Origin of the sequence: Streptomyces albiaxialis, from assembly GCF_039530985.1 — a bacterium.
Taxonomy (GTDB): Bacteria; Actinomycetota; Actinomycetes; order Streptomycetales; family Streptomycetaceae; genus Streptomyces; species Streptomyces albiaxialis.
Window position 1 is genome coordinate 541264 of the sequence record NZ_BAAAPE010000007.1, and the last position, 16329, is coordinate 557592.

14 protein-coding genes are annotated in these 16329 nt (G+C 71.1%); 3 read left to right on the forward strand and 11 right to left on the reverse strand.

Going from position 1 to position 16329, the window contains the following annotated elements; translation table 11 throughout:
- Window positions 1-186: 186 nt before the first annotated feature.
- The 3 genes from ABD343_RS13430 to ABD343_RS13440 form a co-directional block, all read right to left on the reverse strand.
- Complete coding sequence (locus tag ABD343_RS13430; protein WP_344527559.1) at window positions 187-1458, reverse strand: outer membrane protein assembly factor BamB family protein; 1272 nt, start codon at window positions 1456-1458, stop codon at window positions 187-189.
- On the reverse strand, window positions 1445-3235 hold the full coding sequence (locus ABD343_RS13435) for an outer membrane protein assembly factor BamB family protein (RefSeq protein ID WP_344527560.1): 1791 nt from the start codon (window positions 3233-3235) through the stop codon (window positions 1445-1447). The genes ABD343_RS13430 and ABD343_RS13435 overlap by 14 nt, the downstream gene beginning before the upstream one ends.
- A gap of 64 nt (window positions 3236-3299) precedes the next feature.
- The gene (locus ABD343_RS13440; protein WP_344527561.1) at window positions 3300-4601 is read right to left on the reverse strand and encodes an Nramp family divalent metal transporter; all 1302 of its coding nucleotides are present in this window, start codon (window positions 4599-4601) and stop codon (window positions 3300-3302) included.
- Window positions 4602-4804: 203 nt separating this feature from the next.
- Between ABD343_RS13440 and ABD343_RS13445 the strand changes: the two genes are divergently transcribed.
- On the forward strand, window positions 4805-5797 hold the full coding sequence (locus ABD343_RS13445) for a chitinase (RefSeq protein WP_425578169.1): 993 nt from the start codon (window positions 4805-4807) through the stop codon (window positions 5795-5797).
- 122 nt (window positions 5798-5919) lie between these two features.
- On the opposite strand, the gene ABD343_RS13450 is transcribed toward ABD343_RS13445, so the two are convergent.
- From ABD343_RS13450 to ABD343_RS13480, 7 genes are all read right to left on the reverse strand, one after another.
- Window positions 5920-6768 (reverse strand): S1 family peptidase, encoded by an 849-nt coding sequence (locus tag ABD343_RS13450; protein ID WP_344527564.1) that lies wholly within the window; start codon window positions 6766-6768, stop codon window positions 5920-5922.
- Between the two features lie 87 nt (window positions 6769-6855).
- Window positions 6856-7710, reverse strand: coding sequence for a S1 family peptidase (locus tag ABD343_RS13455; RefSeq protein ID WP_344527566.1), 855 nt, complete (start codon window positions 7708-7710; stop codon window positions 6856-6858).
- A gap of 9 nt (window positions 7711-7719) precedes the next feature.
- Window positions 7720-8580 carry a S1 family peptidase gene (locus tag ABD343_RS13460; protein WP_344527567.1) on the reverse strand — a complete coding sequence of 287 codons (861 nt, stop codon included), beginning with the start codon at window positions 8578-8580 and terminating at the stop codon, window positions 7720-7722.
- A 154-nt stretch (window positions 8581-8734) separates the two neighbouring features.
- The gene (locus ABD343_RS13465; protein ID WP_344527569.1) at window positions 8735-10204 is read right to left on the reverse strand and encodes a GntP family permease; all 1470 of its coding nucleotides are present in this window, start codon (window positions 10202-10204) and stop codon (window positions 8735-8737) included.
- Between the two features lie 224 nt (window positions 10205-10428).
- The gene (locus ABD343_RS13470; protein WP_344527571.1) at window positions 10429-10851 is read right to left on the reverse strand and encodes a RidA family protein; all 423 of its coding nucleotides are present in this window, start codon (window positions 10849-10851) and stop codon (window positions 10429-10431) included.
- Window positions 10848-11624 carry an IclR family transcriptional regulator gene (locus tag ABD343_RS13475; protein WP_344527572.1) on the reverse strand — a complete coding sequence of 259 codons (777 nt, stop codon included), beginning with the start codon at window positions 11622-11624 and terminating at the stop codon, window positions 10848-10850. Before ABD343_RS13475 ends, ABD343_RS13470 begins: the two co-directional genes overlap by 4 nt.
- Complete coding sequence (locus ABD343_RS13480; protein ID WP_344528552.1) at window positions 11621-12667, reverse strand: sugar kinase; 1047 nt, start codon at window positions 12665-12667, stop codon at window positions 11621-11623. Before ABD343_RS13480 ends, ABD343_RS13475 begins: the two co-directional genes overlap by 4 nt.
- Window positions 12668-12827: 160 nt before the next feature.
- Between ABD343_RS13480 and ABD343_RS13485 the strand changes: the two genes are divergently transcribed.
- Together ABD343_RS13485 and ABD343_RS13490 are read left to right on the forward strand one after the other, a co-directional pair.
- On the forward strand, window positions 12828-14126 hold the full coding sequence (locus ABD343_RS13485) for an alanine racemase (protein WP_344527574.1): 1299 nt from the start codon (window positions 12828-12830) through the stop codon (window positions 14124-14126).
- A gap of 15 nt (window positions 14127-14141) precedes the next feature.
- Window positions 14142-15737, forward strand: coding sequence for an N-acyl-D-amino-acid deacylase family protein (locus ABD343_RS13490; protein WP_344527576.1), 1596 nt, complete (start codon window positions 14142-14144; stop codon window positions 15735-15737).
- Here the strand turns inward: ABD343_RS13490 and ABD343_RS13495 are convergent.
- Window positions 15734-16306 carry a dihydrofolate reductase family protein gene (locus tag ABD343_RS13495; RefSeq protein WP_344527578.1) on the reverse strand — a complete coding sequence of 191 codons (573 nt, stop codon included), beginning with the start codon at window positions 16304-16306 and terminating at the stop codon, window positions 15734-15736. The genes ABD343_RS13490 and ABD343_RS13495 overlap by 4 nt on opposite strands.
- Between the last annotated feature and the right edge of the window lie 23 nt (window positions 16307-16329).

Here is a 16329-nt window from a genome sequence, read left to right on the forward strand (position 1 = left end):
CGCCTCCGCACTCTGCGCCGTCCGGTCTGTCCCGCCTTGTTGATCTCGTTGTGTACCTGACGACATAACACCTTATCTGGGGGGCTCCTGCCAGAGAACCGTTCTTCTCACACAGGGCTCCGCCGCCAGCACTACCCGCGTAGGTGCCCCGCCGAATCCCCGAACGGGCAGAGGCTTCCGTCGGCTTCAGGAGCCGCCGGCCATCTTCGGCGGCGTCTTGTAGTCGCGGGCGCTGCCCCGCTCGGGCAGGGCGTACGCGGTCAGGGACTTCTCGTTCGCCTCGCGGTCGGTGTCCTGGACGTAGAGGTGGCGGGAGTCCCAGGCGAGCACCTCTTCGAAGGCCCGGCCCGGGACGCGTCCCAGCGTGCGCGGCGCTCCGGTGCGCAGGTCGCGGTCGCGCACCCAGGTCTCGGGTCCGGCGTAGCGATGGGTGGTCAGGAGCGCGCCGCCGCGGACGCCTTCGAGGTTCTCCCGCTCCGAAAGCCCGCGCTGCCACACCGGCTTGCCGGTGCGCAGGTCGTACGCGTAGGCGCCGTGGTCGCCCGGGAACCGGGCCACGAGGACGCCGCGCCCGGTCAGCGGGGTGTTGAGCGCCTTCTTGTCCAGCTCCTTGCCGATCCGGTCCCGCACGCCCGGCTGGTCCTGCCGGTACGTGCGGTAGTACCGGCGTCCCTTCTCGATCGTGTCCAGGACCACGGGGTCGGCCGAGACCAGGCCGTCCAGAGCGGCGTCCCGGGACCGGGCCGGGCGGTGCCACAGGCGGGTGCCCTCGTCCGCGTCGTACAGCGCGAACCCGCTCCGGGTCTCCACGGCGATGTGCCGCCCGTCGTGGTCCACGGGACCGGGGTTGGCCCCGCCGTCCCGGAAGTGCGGGAGGCCCGGGAGCTCGCGCCCCTTGCCGTCCCCGTCGAGGCGGAACCGGGCCAGGTCGTTCCAGCCGACGGTGGCGGTGAGGGTCTTCCCGCTGACGCTCACGGACGCCTTGCTGCCCGAGGGTTCGCTCTTGCGGCCCAGCGGCTCCGTCCACAGCACCGTGCCCCGCCGGATGTCGACGGCGGCGGCGACGGTGCAGCGTTCGTCGCCGTCGCCCGCGTCGAGCAGGACCCCGCCGATGCCCTCCTTGTTGACCTGCCCCGAGAGCGCGCACACGCCCGTGGTGCCCTTGGGGAGGGGAAGATTCCAGCGCTGCTCGCCCGAGGCCGCCGAGTGGCCGACGAGCCGGCTGTTCGTGTCCCCGGTGCGCAGCGCGAGCACGCCCTTGCCGAGCCAGGCGTCCTCGTCCGGCGACGGCATGGCGGGCCTGTCCGCCGCCGGAACGCTCCACAGCTTCTTCAGCCGCGGCGGCTTCGACGGCTCCCGCCCGCCCTCTCCCCCGCCGCCCCCGCCGCCGGTGCAGGCCGTGGCGGCGAGCAGGGCGAGGACGGGAAGCAGCGCTCTCCCCGCGTCAGTCCTCCGCATCTGCGCTGTACTCCTTCCCGAGCCGGTCCGGTGGCTTGGGTGCCGGTCCGGCGTCGAGGGTACGCAGCACGTCCGCCGCCGCGCGCAGCGCGCCGCGCTCCGACTCGCGCAGGTCCGGCGCGTCGCGGGAGGACGGTTGGCCGCCGGAGGACTCCGTGTGCGTCTCCACCGCGAGCGTGCGGGTGCCCGTACGGACGAGGAGACGGACGCTGTTGTACTCGCGCGAGCCGCCGAACGTGATCGCCCTGGCCTGGTCGCCGAGGCCCCGCACGGGGCGGGCCCGGCCGAGGCTCTCGTTGCTCCGCAGATGCGTGGGATCCCGGTAGGCCTTCTCGGCCTCCTTGCGTGTGCCGTGCTCCTCGACGGTGACGTCCAGCTCGCGGGACACGTCGTCCGGCTCGTACTCCTCCTTCCACCAGCAGCTCTCCGGCGGCGGTCGGTCCTCGTTCAGCCGCAGGGTGCGCAGCGCCGTGTCCGAGACCTTCTCGCACTTCACGGCGAGGGGGTTCTCCCCTCCCGTGCCCGGCGTTCGGGGCGCGGCGTAGCGGCGGTCGGTCCCGGTGCGCGGCAGCGCGTACGCGAAGAGGGCCTCGGTGCCGTCGCGGCGCTGCCCGGTGGCGTACAGCCGCCGGGAGTCCGCGGCGACCGGGGCGAACCGGGACGCCGTGCCAGTCAGCCGGCCCAGGGTCCGCTGTTCACCGCCGCGCAGGTCGCGGGAGACCAGCCACTGTTCCGCGAGGTAGGGGCGTGAGAAGAGCACGCCGCCGCCGCGGACGAACAGGGGCTTCTGGGCGGGCGTCCGCTTCCGTGCCCACAGTTGCTCGCCGGTGCGCATGTCGTACGCGTACGTGCGCGGGTCGTCGGCGAAGTCGGTCACGAGGACGCCGCGCCCCGTCAGCGGCTCCGCCCGCACGCCGACCCGGCTCAGCTCCTTGCCCAGCAGGCCCTTGTTCCCCGGGCCCGCACCGTACGCGCGGAAGAAACGGTGCCCCTTCTCCGTGGCGTCGAGGACAACGGGGTCGGCGGAGACCAGGCCCTCCAGCGCGCCGCCCCGGCGCTCGGCCGGGCGGTGCCACAGGCGGGTGCCCTTGTCCGCGTCGTACAGCGCGAAGCCGCTCCGGGTCTGCAGGGCGATGTGCGTGCCGTCGTGGTCGATCCCGTCGACCGCGCTCTCGCCCTCGGGCACGTGCGGCAGGCGCGGGAGCGCGCGCCTCTTCGCGTCGCCCTCCAGCCGGAACCGGGCCACCTTGTGGTAGCGGACGGTGACGGTGAGGGTCTTCCCGCTGACGCTCACGGGCGGCTCGTCGCCCATGTCCTCGATCGTGTCGCCCACCCGTTCCGTCCACAGCACCTTTCCCGCGCGGATGTCGACGGCGGCGGCGACGGAGCAGCGCCTCTCCCCCCGCGTCGCGTTGAGGACGACGCCGCCGATCCCCGCGCTGTTGACCGTCTCCGAGATGCCGCAGACGGCGTCCGTGCCCTCGGGGAGACGCAGCGTCCAGCGCCGGTCGCCGGAGGAGGTGGCGTAGCCGCTGAGGCTCCGGTCGTCGGTGCCGACGCGCGTGGCGAGGATGCCGTGGCCGAGCCAGGGCCCGCCCGCCCTGGCGTCGCTCACCGGCGCAGACACGCTCCAGAGCTGCTTCAGCCGCGGCGGCTTCGCCCGGTTCTTCCCGTGCTCCTCCCCGTCTTCCCCGCCGCCCTCTCCACCGCCGCCGGTGCAGGCCGCCGCGGTGAGCAGCGCGAGCCCCGCCGCGAGTGCGGCACGCATTCGGTACATGCGGGGAGCCTAGGAAGCCCGGACCCGCCCGCCACCCTGTTTCGTTCCTCCCCGAAACACCGCCTCACCAGGGAAGGTCCCGGATCTCCTCGACGCACAGCACCACGAAGAGGACGGCGGAGGCGGCCAGCAGGCCGTTGCTGAGCCAGCCGTTGCGCCATTCCTCAGGTGTGCGGGAGGTGTTGAGGAGCCAGAGCAGGGTGACGGCGAGGAACGGCATGAAGAAGGCGCCGAGCACGCCGTACGCGATCACGAGGCCGAACGGCTGGTCGAGCCAGAGCAGCGCCATCGGCGGGAACGTCAGCCAGAGCAGGTAGAGCCGGAAGGGGAGCGAGCGCTCGCGCGCGCCGCGCGCGATCTCCACGACCTCCGTCTCCGCGGGGTCCTTGCCCGCGCGGTGCGCCCGTACGTGCTCGACGAAGTCGGCGAACATCAGGCCCACGCCGTGCCACACGCCGATCAGCGAGGAGAAGGACGCGGCGAGGAAGCCGATCAGGAAGAGGTTCGCGGTGAACGCGCCGAAGCGGTTCTCCAGTACCTCGTCCAGGTCGAGCAGCCCCTTGTCGCCCTCGGCGAGCGCGATCTGCGTGGAGTGCAGCAGCTCGGCGCCGACGATGAGCATGGCGACGACGAAGATGCCGGTGGTGACGTACGCGACGCGGTTGTCGAGCCGCATCATGCGCAGCCAGCTCACGTCGGTCCAGCCCTTGGCGTTGATCCAGTAGCCGTAGGCGGCCATGGTGATGGTGCCGCCGACGCCGCCGATGAGGCCCAGGGTGTAGATCATCGAGCCGGACGGGAGGGTGGGGGCCAGCCCGGCGAAGGCGTCGCCGAGGTCGGGGGAGACGCGGATCGCGCAGTAGACGACGACCACGAACATCACGCCGACGAAGACCATCATGATCTTCTCGACGATCGCGTAGCGGTTGCCCCAGACGAAGGCGAGGCCGAGGAGCCCGGTGATGATCGCCCACGCCTTGAGCGGCATGACGTCGGGGAAGAGGGCCTGGAGCGGCAGTGCCGAGGACGACATCGCGGTGGCCCCGTAGACGAAGCCCCACACGACGACGTACACGGCGAAGTAGACCGTGGTCCAGGGGCCGAGGCTGCGCCAGCCGTCGAAGATGGTGCGGCCGGTGGCCAGGTGCCATCTGCCGGTGGCCTCGGCCAGGGCGATCTTGACGACGCAGCCGATGACCGCGGCCCACAGCAGCGTGTAGCCGAACTTGCTGCCCGCGATCAGCGTGGCGACGAGGTCGCCCGCGCCGACGCCGGTCGCGGCCACGACCATGCCGGGGCCGATCATCTTCCAGCTCGGCTTGCGGACGGGCAGGCGGGTCTCCCCGTGGATCTCCTCTGCTGGCATGCCGCGCATGAAACCGCCGGAAGTCGATCAGCACAAGGGGAACGGACGTACCGGGTGCCCCGTCAGAGGTCTTGACAAGCCCATTGGTCTGGACCACGTTGTACGGCAAGCGCCGGGCCCAGCGCAGCACCACCCACCCCCCATGTCCCCCCACATCGGAGGAAGTTGTGGCACGCGCAAAAAGACGCAGCAACCGGGTTCGCATGATCGTCGGGCTCGCGGCGGGGGCGCTCGCCGCCGGTGGGCTGTTCGCGTTCGGGACGGCGAACGCGAACGCCGATGAGACCGCGGCGAGTTCTCCCCGCGTCGGCGCCTCGGCCGTACCGAAGCACGCGGTCACCGGTTACTGGCAGAACTTCGACAACGGCGCCAAGGTCCAGACGATCGCCGACGTCCAGGACGAGTACGACATCATCGCGGTCGCCTTCGCGGACGCGACGACCACTCCGGGCCAGGTCGACTTCAAGCTCGACCCGGCGCTGAACTACGACGAGGCGAAGTTCAAGGAGGATGTCGCCGCCAAGCAGAAGGCCGGCAAGTCCGTGATCGTCTCGGTCGGCGGCGAGAAGGGCGCCGTCCAGGTCAGCGACGACGCGTCCGCGGACGCCTTCGCCAAGTCGATCACCGGCCTGATGGACGAGTACGGCTTCGACGGCGTCGACATCGACCTGGAGAACGGGCTCAACTCGACCTACATGACCAAGGCGCTCAAGGCGATCCACTCCGCCAAGCCCGACGTCGTGGTCACGATGGCGCCGCAGACCGTGGACATGCAGTCCCCGGAGAACGAGTACTTCAAGACGGCGCTCAACATCAAGGACTTCCTGACCGTCGTCAACATGCAGTACTACAACAGCGGTTCGATGAACGGCTGCGACGGCAAGGTCTACTCCTCCGGCACCGTCGACTTCCTCACGGCCCTGGCCTGTACGCAGATCAAGGGCGGCCTCGACCCCTCGCAGGTCGGCATCGGCACCCCGGCCTCCTCGAAGGCCGCGGGCTCGGGCTACGTCGAGCCGAGTGTCGTGAACAACGCCCTGGACTGCCTGGCCAAGGGCGAGAACTGCGGCAGCTTCAAGCCCGACGAGAAGTGGCCGGGGATCCGGGGCGCCATGACCTGGTCCACGGCCTGGGACGCCGCCGACGGCGACAAGTGGTCCTCCACCGTCGGACCGCACGTCCACGCGCTGCCGTAACGGCCACTGGTAAGGACCCGCGTGCGGGGTCACACCCCACCGCCTCGCACGTGCGCGCGACGCCCCCGGGCAGTCTCCGGCCCGGGGGCGTCGTCATGCGCTGTCCTGCGGGAAGCCCGTGACTACGGCTTGGGCAGCACGCAGCGCGGGTTGTCCAGGTCGAGCTTGTTCCCCTTGCCGAAGCACGGCGTGATCAGGTACGTCTGCTGCCCGTAGGCGTTCAGGTGGCGGACGGTGACCTCGCCGTTCTTGTCCACCTCACAGGGGTTGTTGAGGGTGCACTCCTCGCCGTCCTCGTTGTGGGTGTTGTTCACGCCCACGACCTTGCCGGTCTTGTTGTCGACGACCGGGGAGCCGGAGGTGCCGCCCTTGGTCTGGCAGTCCATCGTGTAGCGGATGGAGTCCTTCCAGGTCCAGTCGGCCTCCTTCAGGCGGTACGCGAAGCCGTCCACCGCGCAGCCGAAGGTCTCCTTCCAGTACCCGGAGACGACCGTGATCGCCCGGCCCTGGCGGGGGTGCTGGGGGTCGAGCTTGAGCGCGTCGATCCCGTACTTCTTCTTGATGTCCTTGTACGTGGACGTGGTCTCGTACAGCGAGATGTCGGTGTCCGTCATCGTCGCGTACGCGATCTTGTCCGAGTGGATCTTCCCGGCGTCGCTGCCGTCGGCCTTGAGCAGGGTGAAGTCCCGGCTCGTCTTCTTGTTGACGACGACCTCGCCGGCCCCCGGCATGCCCTCCTGGAGGCAGTGCCCGTTGGAGAGCACGAGCGCCTTGTCGGTGGCCTTCGAGCCCTTGAGCTTGACGACCGAGCCCGAGCAGTTGCTGAGCGCGACCGTGCCCTCGAAGGTCGGCGTCTTGGCCTTGGCCTTCGCCGGGGCCTCCTGGGCGGCGGCGGGCGAGGTGGCTATGCCCGCCAGCGCCGCCGCGCCGAACAGCGCGGCGGCGAGCGTACTGACGAGGGATCTCTTCATTTCTGCCTACTCCCTGTAGAGATACAGCGTGACGGAACTGCGGCGCCGCAGCGCTGCATCTCTACAGCGCACCCCTGCCGTTCAGGCTCAGGGCTTGGGAAGAGCGCAACCCTCCCGACCGAGGTCGATCTTGTTGCCCTCCGCCACGCACGGCGCGATGAGGTAGGTCTGCTGGCCGTAGCCGATCCCCTGGCGGACGGTGGTCTCGCCGTTCTCGTCCACCTCGCAGGGGTTGTTCATCGTGCACTCCTCGCCGCTCTCGTTCATCGTGTTGTTGACGCCCACGACCTTGCCCGAGGCGTCGTCGATGACCGGCGAGCCGGAGGTACCGCCCTTGATCTTGCAGTCGGCGGTGTAGCGGATCGAGTCCTTCCAGGTCCAGTCGCCCTCCTTGAGCTGGTGGACGAAGTCCTCGGCCGCGCAGGAGTACGTCTCCTTCCAGTACCCGGAGACGACCGTGATCTTGTTGCCCTTGGCGGGGTGCTCCGCGTCCAGCTCCAGGGCCTTGAGGCCGTACTTGTCCTCGATCTCCTTGTACGTGGACGTGGCCTCGTACAGCGAGACGTCGGTGTCGGTCATCGTCGCGTACGCGATCTTCTCGGAGCTGATCTGCCCCGCGTCGCTGCCGTCGGCCTTCAGCAGCGTGAAGTCGCGGTTGGTGGGCTTGTCGACGATCACCTCGCCCGCGCCCGGCATGCCCTCCTCCAGGCAGTGCCCGTTGGACATGACCAGGGCCTTGTCCTCGGGCTTGGAGTTGGGCATCTTCACGACCGAGCCCGAGCAGTTGCTGAGCGCGACCGTGCCCTCGAAGGTCGGGGCCTTCGGAGCCTTGGCCTGCGCCTCGGCGCCCGTCGCGCCCGCGGGTGACGCGGCCAGGCCCGTGAGCGCCACGGCGCCGAAGAAGGCGGCGGCGCAGGTGCCTATGAGCGGCTTCTTACGCATGGGAGCCTCCTACGGCTTGGGGAGTTCGCAGCCTTCGCGACCGAGGTCGATCTTGTTGCCCTCACCCACGCAGGGCGCGATGAGGTAGGTCTGCTGGCCGTAGTTGATGCCCTTGCGAACGGTCACCTCGCCGTTCTCGTCCACCTCGCACGGGTTGTTCATCGTGCACTCCTCGCCGTCCTCGTTGCCCGTGTTGTTGACGCCGACGACCTTGCCGGTGGCGTCGTCGACGATCGGGGAGCCCGAGGTGCCGCCCTTGGTCTTGCAGTCGGCGGTGTAGCGGATCGAGTCCTTCTGCGTCCAGCCGCCCTCCTTGAGCTGGTGCACGAAGTCGTCGATCTGGCAGGAGTACGTCTCCTTCCAGTACCCGGAGACGACGGTGATGGCCGAGCCCTTCTCCGGGTGCTCGGCGTTGAGTTCGAGCGCCTTGACGCCGTACTTCGACTCGATGTCCTTGTACGTGGAGTCGGTCTCGTACAGGGATATGTCCGTGTCGGTCATCGTCGCGTACGCGAGCTTCGTCGCCTTGATCTGGCCCGCGTCGCTGCCGTCCGCCTTCAGCACGGTGAAGCCGCGGCTGGAGGGCTGGTCGGTGACGACCGTGCCCGGGTCGGGCATGCCCTCTTCCAGGCAGTGGCCGTTGGAGAGGACGAGCGCCTTGTCGTCGGGCTGCGAGTTCGGCATCTTCACGACCGAGCCCGAACAGTTGCTGAGCGCCACGGTGCCCTCGAAGCTGGGCGCCTTGGCCTTCTGGGCCTTCTGTGTGGGGGCCGGCGCCTCCTGTGCCGCGGCGGGTGACGTGGCGAGGCCGGTGAGCGCGCCCGCGCCGAACAGCGCGAGGGCGAACGAGCCGACGAGAGGTCTTTTCATGTGGGGGTTCCTCTCTTGGTACCGAAGGTCTATTCGGTGTGACGCCGTGCATTCTTGGGCCAGGAGAGGTTCACCCACAAGAGTGCCCCCGGAAATGATCAATCCAATTCCGGGGGCAAAACTCTGAGTTGGGCTGTTTTCGGCCGGAAGATCCCTAGACGACGATGCTCACGAGCGCCGCGACGACGAATCCCGCGACCGACAGGACCGACTCCAGCACCGTCCACGACTTGAGGGTGTCGCGCTCGGAGATGCCGAAGTACTTCGCGACCATCCAGAACCCGCCGTCGTTCACGTGCGAGGCGAAGATCGAACCGGCCGAGATCGCCATGATGACCAGCGCGACGTGCGCCTGCGAGGGATCGCTCTCGGCGAGCAGCGGCGCCACGATGCCCGCCGTCGTGACGATGGCGACGGTGGCCGACCCCTGCGCGACACGCAGCACCACCGAGATCAGATACGCGAGCACGATCACCGGCAGCCCCGCGTCCCCGAACACATCGGCGAGGGCCTGCGCGACGCCCGACCCCTGGAGCACGGCGCCGAAGATCCCGCCCGCGCCGACGACGAGAAGGATGTTGCCGACCGGCTTGAGCGAGGCGGTGGACACGGTCTCCAGCGACTTGCGGCTCCAGCCGCGCCGCAGCCCCAGCAGGTAGTACGCCAGCAGCAGGGCCACCGTCAGCGCGACGAAGGGGTGCCCGATGAACTCGATGACGGACCGCGCGGTGGACGGGTCCAGGGCGATGGAGGAGAACGTCGCGGCGAGGATCAGCACCAGCGGCGTCCCGATGATCGCCAGCACGGTCCCGACGGAGACGGGCTTCTCGGCCGCGTCGATCCCGCTGGCCCGCTGCTCGTCGGCGACGGCCTTCTTCGACTCCTCGGCCGCCTCGACCATCTCCTGCGGCACCGGCACGAAGACCTTGTTGCCGATCCACGCGGAGTACGCCCACCCGGCGAGCACGGCGGGGACACCGCAGACGACGCCCATGAGGATGACCCACCCGAGGTCCACCTTGAGCAGCCCGGCGGCGGCGACGGGCCCCGGGTGCGGCGGCAGGAAGGCGTGCGTCATGGACAGGCCCGCCAGCATCGGCATGCAGTACAGCAGCACGGACTTGCCGCTGCGCTTGGCCGCCGCGTAGACGATCGGCGCGAGGACGAAGATGCCGACGTCGAAGAAGACGGGGATGCCGAAGATGAGCCCCGTCAGCCCCATCGCGAGCGGCGCCCGCTTCTCCCCGAACATGCCCAGGAGCCGCGCGGACAGGGCCTCGGCCCCGCCGCTGACCTCCAGGATCGCGCCGAGCATGGTGCCCAGGCCGATGATGATCGCGACGTGCCCGAGGATGCCGCCCATCCCGGACTCGATCATCGAGACGGCGTCGGACTTCTGGACGGTGCCGAAGAGTTCGGTGACGGAGAGCCCGGCGCCGAGCCCCACCGCGATGGACACGGCGAGCAGCGCGACGAACGGCTGGATGCGGACCTTGATGATGAGGAAGAGCAGCAGCGCGATCCCGAGCGCGGCGACGGTCAGCAGCCCGCCGGTCCCGGATATGAGCGCGAGCAACCCGCCGGTGTGCGGGGGCGCCTTCGGCGCCTGTTCGGCCAGAAGCATGGTTGAACCTCGTTGTTCAAGGGGGGGAGGGCGCCCGTGCCGCGGCAGGGTGGGGGTGCGCGTGGTCGGGCGGGTGCGGGTGCTGCGCTTGCCCACCCTGCGCCCCTGGCGCAGACTGCCCAAGCGCATCCGGGGGTGCAGGGGGCGGAGCCCCCGCGGGGGTCCGGGGGCGAAGCCCCCGGTTTCGGGAAGGGGCGGGCTTGGGGAAGGAACCCGTCCCCGGCTCAGCCCAATACGGCGAGGGCGTCGATCTCGACGAGGAGCCCGGCGGGGAGGCCGACGTACACGGTCGTACGGGCGGCCGGCGCCTCGCCCAGCCCCGCGAAATACTCGTTGTAGATCTCGTTGAACTCGGCGAAGTGGGACGTGTCCGTCAGGTAGACGCGCAGCATCATCGCGTCCTCCCAGCTCGCGCCGCCCTCCTTGAGGATGGCCTCGACGTTCGCGAACGTCTGGAGCGTCTGCTCCCGCAGCTCCGGGCCCACCGGCGTCGGCGCCTGGCCCTCGACGGCCGGGCCGAAGCCGACCTGCCCGGCGACCTGGAGGATGTTGCCCTTCTTCACGCCGTGCGAGAACTTCGCGGGCGGGGTGGTGTGCGTGGACGGCGTGAGGGCGGTCTTCGTCAGCTTCTCGCTGTGCTCGCTCATGGTGCTGCTCTCTCGGTTCGGGGAGGAGTGGACGCCCTCCCGGCGTACTCCGCGCTGATGGCCTCAGCGGTACGGCGTACGCGCGGGAGGAGGGTGAGGAGTTCGTCGGCGGAGACGACGACGTTCGGCGCGGACACCGACATCGCCGCGGCCACCCGCCCCGAGGCGTCCCTGATGGGCGCCGCGACGCAGTTGATGGACTCCTCGTGGCCACCGAGGTCGGTGGCCCAGCCCTGCTCGCGCACCTTGGCCAGCTCCGTGAGGAAGGCGGCGGCGTCGGTGGTCGAACGGGCGGTGTACCGGGGGTAGTCGAGCCGCTCGGCGACGGCGCGCCGCTCGGGCTCGGGCAGGTCGGAGAGCAGCAGCTTCGCCACGGCCGCGACGGTGATCGCGACGGGCTTGCCGATGCGGGAGTACATCCGCACCGGATAGCGGCTCTCGACCTTGTCGATGTAGAGAACCTCGTCCTCCTCGTACACGGCGAGATGGACCGTGTGCCCGCAGGCCGCGTTGAGTTCGGCCAGGTGGGGGTGGGCGATCCCGCGGATGTCGAGGTTCTCCATGGCCTCCTGCGCGAGCGCGAACAGCCGCGCGCCGAGCCGGTAGCGCTGGTCGGGCTGGCGGTAGACGATCCCGTGCTCGTGCAGGGTGCGCAGCAGCCGCAGCGCGGTGGACTTGTGCACGTCGAGCCGCTGCGCGACCTGTTCGAGGTTCGCGGGGCCCTCCGCGAGCAGGGGCAGGATGCTGAGCGCCCTGTCTACGGTCTGGCTCATGCGCTGCGTACCTCCGGCGTCCGTTCCTCCGGCCCGGCCTGTGTCCAGCCGGGCCCGAGTCGCAGTCTCCCCCACGCCGCGTCGTCGAGGGCCACGAGCCCGTCGGCGTGCGCGCGGGACGGCGGTACGCCCAGATCGCCGGGCTCGACGAGGGCCGCGGCGGCCATCAGGTGGCCGTGCCGCAGCCGGTCGCGCGCCGGCAGTCCGCGCAGCGCTCCCGAGAGGTACCCGGCGGCGAACGCGTCCCCGGCGCCTACCGGCGAGGCGACCTCGACGCGCGGCGCGGGCACCCGCACGGGCGCCTCGCCGGTGACGAACGCGACGGCCCCGGCCGCGCCCTGCTTGACGACGAGCGCGGACGGCTCGGGCAGCGCCTCCCGCACGGCCTCGGGCCCGCCCCGTACGCCCCAGGCCGCGGCGGCCTCGTCCTCGCCGACGAACACCAGGTCGCTGCGGCGCGCGAGGTCGAGCAGCACGCGCGGGCCCTCGTCGGGGGCGGGGTCGCGCCACAGGCCGACGCGGTAGTTGACGTCGAAGGAGACCGGGGGCCGGCCGGGGGCGCCGACCAGGGCGCGGGTCAGCGCGAGGCAGTCGGCGGAGAGCGCGGGGGTGATGCCGGTCAGGTGCAGGAAGCGGCCGGCGGTGACGGCCTCGCGGTCCACGGTGGCGGGGGACATCGCGGAGGCGGCGGACCCGGCGCGGTAGTAGACGACCTCGGACAGCGGGCCGTCCGCCGCCGCGTCCTCACCGGTGGCGCGCTCGCCGTCGGTGCGGAAGTAGATCCCCGTGGGGCGCGCGGGGTCGCGCTGGACGGCGGAGACGTCGACGCCCTGGCCGGCGATCGTCCGGACGAGGTGCTCGCCGAAGCCGTCGGCGCCCACCCGGCTCACCCAGCGGGCGCGGTGCCCGGCGCCCGCGAGGGCGCAGGCGACGTTCGACTCGGCGCCGCCGATGACGCGGTCGAAGGACGGCACGTCGGCCAGGGGCCCCGGTCGGGAGGGCAGGAACGTGACCATCGACTCGCCCAGGCAGACGACGTCCATGTGCGGGGTGGTGGTCACGATGCGTACCGCTCCTCGTCTGTCGATCTCTGTTGCTTCCATTGACCGGCCGTTCGGCGGGATGCTAGACAGCATCAAGCGTTATACGCAATGGTCATTGCAAAATATGCAACGATCACCGTCACGGAGCTATGGAGTCCGCATGGCCGCCGCCCCCGTTCCCGCCCTCGACGCCGCCGCCCTCGCCCGCCTCGCCGACGAGACCGTGGACCACCGCTTCAAGGGCCTGCCGCCGGACGCGGCGGGCACCACGGTGGGCGCCCTCGCGGCCGAGCACCGGAACCTGTTCACCGGCGGCTTCACCACGCCCGTCCTCGCGCTCTCCGCCGAGCGCCTGGAGCACAACCTGGCGGCCATGGAGACGTACACCGCGCGGCACGGGCTGGCCTTCGCGCCGCACGGCAAGACGCCGATGGCGCCCCAGCTCTTCGCCCGCCAGCTCGACCGCGGCGCCTGGGGCATCACGTTCGCCGTCCCGCACCAGGTCCGGGTGGCCCGCGCCTTCGGCGTCCCCCGGATCTTCCTCGCGAACGAGCTGGTCGACGCCCCGGCGCTGCGCTGGCTCGCGCGCGAGCTGGACGCCGACCCGGACTTCCGCTTCGTCTGCTACGTCGACTCGGTGCGCGGCGCCGGGCTCATGGACGAGGCCCTGCGCGCCGCGGGCGCCCGCCGCCCCGTGGACGTCGTGGTCGAGCTGGGCGCGGGCGACGGCGCCCGCACCGGCGTCCGTACGGAGGCCGAGTGCGCGGAGGTCGCCGACGCGGTCGCCGCGGCCCCGACGCTGCGCCTCGTGGGCGTCGCCGGGTACGAGGGCGAGGTGCCGGACGCCGACTACGGGAGGGTGACGGCCTGGCTGCGCCGGCTGACCGCGCTGGCCGCGGACTTCGACGCCGCCGGACGCTTCGCGGACGCCGGCGAGATCGTGCTGAGCGCGGGCGGCAGCGCCTGGTTCGACGCGGTGGCCGAGGTCTTCGCCGAGCTGCCGGACCTCTCCTCCCCCGTGCTGAAGCTGCTGCGCTCCGGCGCGTACGTCTCGCACGACGACGGCCACTACCGGGAGATCACCCCCTTCAACCGCGTCCCCGGCGAGGGCGGACTCCAGCCCGCCTTCACGCTCTGGGCCCAGGTCGTCTCCCGCCCCGCGCCGGACCAGGCGTTCCTCAACGCGGGCAAGCGCGACGCGGCCTACGACCTGCACCTGCCCATGCCGCACACGGTGCGCGACCGCGCCGGGGAGGTCCGCGACGCGAAGGGCGTCACCGTGACCGGGCTGAGCGACCAGCACGCCTGGCTCCGTACGGACGAGGGCGTCGGCCTGGAGGTCGGCGAGTGGGTGGGCCTGGGCCTCTCCCACCCCTGCACGATCTTCGACAAGTGGCAGCTCATCCCTGTCGCGGAGGCGGACGGCACGGTCGTCGACTACATCCGCACGTTCTTCTAGGAGAGGCCCGCACCCATGGATCTGGTCATCAGAGACGCCCGAGTCATCGACGGCACAGGCGGGACAAGGGCCTACCGGGCGGACGTCGGCATCACAGCGAACCGCATCTCGCACATCGCCCGGGAGGGCGAACCGCGCCTCTCCGGCGCCAGGACCATCGAGGCCGACGGCCGGGCGCTGGCGCCCGGCTTCATCGACATGCACGCCCACAGCGACCTGGCCCTCCTGCGCGACCCGGACCACTCGGCGAAGGCCGCGCAGGGCGTGACCCTCGAAGTCGTCGGCCAGGACGGCCTGTCGTACGCGCCCGTGGACGACGAGACGCTCACCGCGATCCGCAGCGCCATCACCGGCTGGAACGGCGACGGCTCGGACATCGACTTCGACTGGCGCACCGTCGGCGGCTACCTGGACCGCATCGACCGCCAGGGCACCGCCGTCAACGCCGCCTACCTCATCCCGCAGGGCACCGTCCGCATGCTCGCGATGGGCTGGGACGACCGCCCCGCGACCCCCGAAGAGCTGGACCGGATGCGCACGCTCGTCGCCGAGGGCATGGAGCAGGGCGCCGTCGGCATGTCGTCCGGGCTCACCTACACCCCCGGCATGTACGCCTCGGACTCCGAACTGGCCGAGCTGTGCCGCGTCGTCGCCCGGTACGGCGGCTACTACTGCCCGCACCACCGCTCGTACGGCGCGGGTGCCCTCCAGGCGTACGCGGAGATGGTCGAGCTGACCCGCGACGCGGGCTGCGCGCTCCATCTCGCGCACGCCACCATGAACTTCGGGGTCAACAAGGGCAAGGCGCCCGAGCTGCTCGCGCTGCTCGACAAGGCACTCGCCGAGGGCGCCGACATCACCCTCGACACCTACCCGTACACCCCCGGCTGCACGACGCTCGCCGCGATGCTCCCGAGCTGGGCCAACGAGGGCGGCCCGCAGGCCACCCTGGCCCGCCTCGCCGACCCGGACACGACCGCGCGCATCCGGCACGTCATGGAGGTCGAGGGCGCCGACGGCTGCCACGGCGTGCCGATCGAGTGGGACACGATCGAGATCTCCGGCGTCAGCAACCCGGAGCTGCACGCGTACGTGGGCCGTACGGTCGCGGAGTCCGCCGCCGCGCGCGGCGAGGAGCCGTTCGCCACCGCGCACCGGCTGCTGACCGAGGACCGGCTCGGGTCCACGATCCTCCAGCACGTGGGCCACGAGGAGAACGTCCGGCAGATCATGCGGCACCCCGCGCACACCGGCGGGAGCGACGGCATCCTCCAGGGCGACAAGCCCCACCCCCGCGCGTACGGCACGTTCCCCCAGTACCTGGGGCGGTACGTGCGCGAGCTGGGCGTCCTCTCGCTGGAGGAGTGCGTGGCCCATCTGACCTCGCGCGCCGCGGCGCGGCTGCGCCTGGCCGACCGGGGGCTGGTCCGCGAGGGGTACATGGCGGACCTCGTCGTCTTCGACCCGGAGACGGTCGCGGCGGGCTCGACCTTCGAGAAGCCGCGCACCCTGCCCGTCGGCATCCCCCACGTGCTGGTCGCGGGCACGCCCGTGATCGAGGACGGGCGCCGCACCGAGGCCCTGCCGGGACGGGCGGTGCGCCGCCGCTAGCGGACGACGTCGAAGACGTTCTTCTGGATGCCGTTGGCGTAGGCCTCGTGCTCGACGAGCCTGAGGTGCTGGGTGTCCTTGTCGGTGGCGGAGAAGAGCCGCTTGCCCGCGCCGAGCAGCAGCGGGAAGACGAGCAGGTGATAGCGGTCGATGAGGCCCGCGTCGGACAGCTCGCGGTTGAGGGTGGCGCTGCCGTGCATGATGATCGGGCCGCCCTCGGTCTCCTTGAGCGCCGCCACCTCGTCCAGCGAGCGCAGGATGGTGGTGGGGCCCCAGCCCTCGATCAGGGCGTCCTCGCCGAGCGTGGTGGAGACGACGTACTTCGGCATCGGCTTGTACTCGGCGAACTCCTCCATGTCCGGCCACACGGGGCTGAACGCCTCGTAGCTGACCCGGCCGAAGAGCATCGCCGAGGCCTCCTGCTGCTCGCGGCCCTTGATCTCGTACGCCTCGGGGAGGAAGTCGATGTCCTTGAACGTCCACCCCGAGTTGCGGTAGCCGGGCTCGCCGCCGGGGGCCTCCACGACGCCGTCGAGCGAGACGAAAGCGGTGCTGATCAGGGTGCGCATCTGAGGTCTCCTGGAAGTGTCGT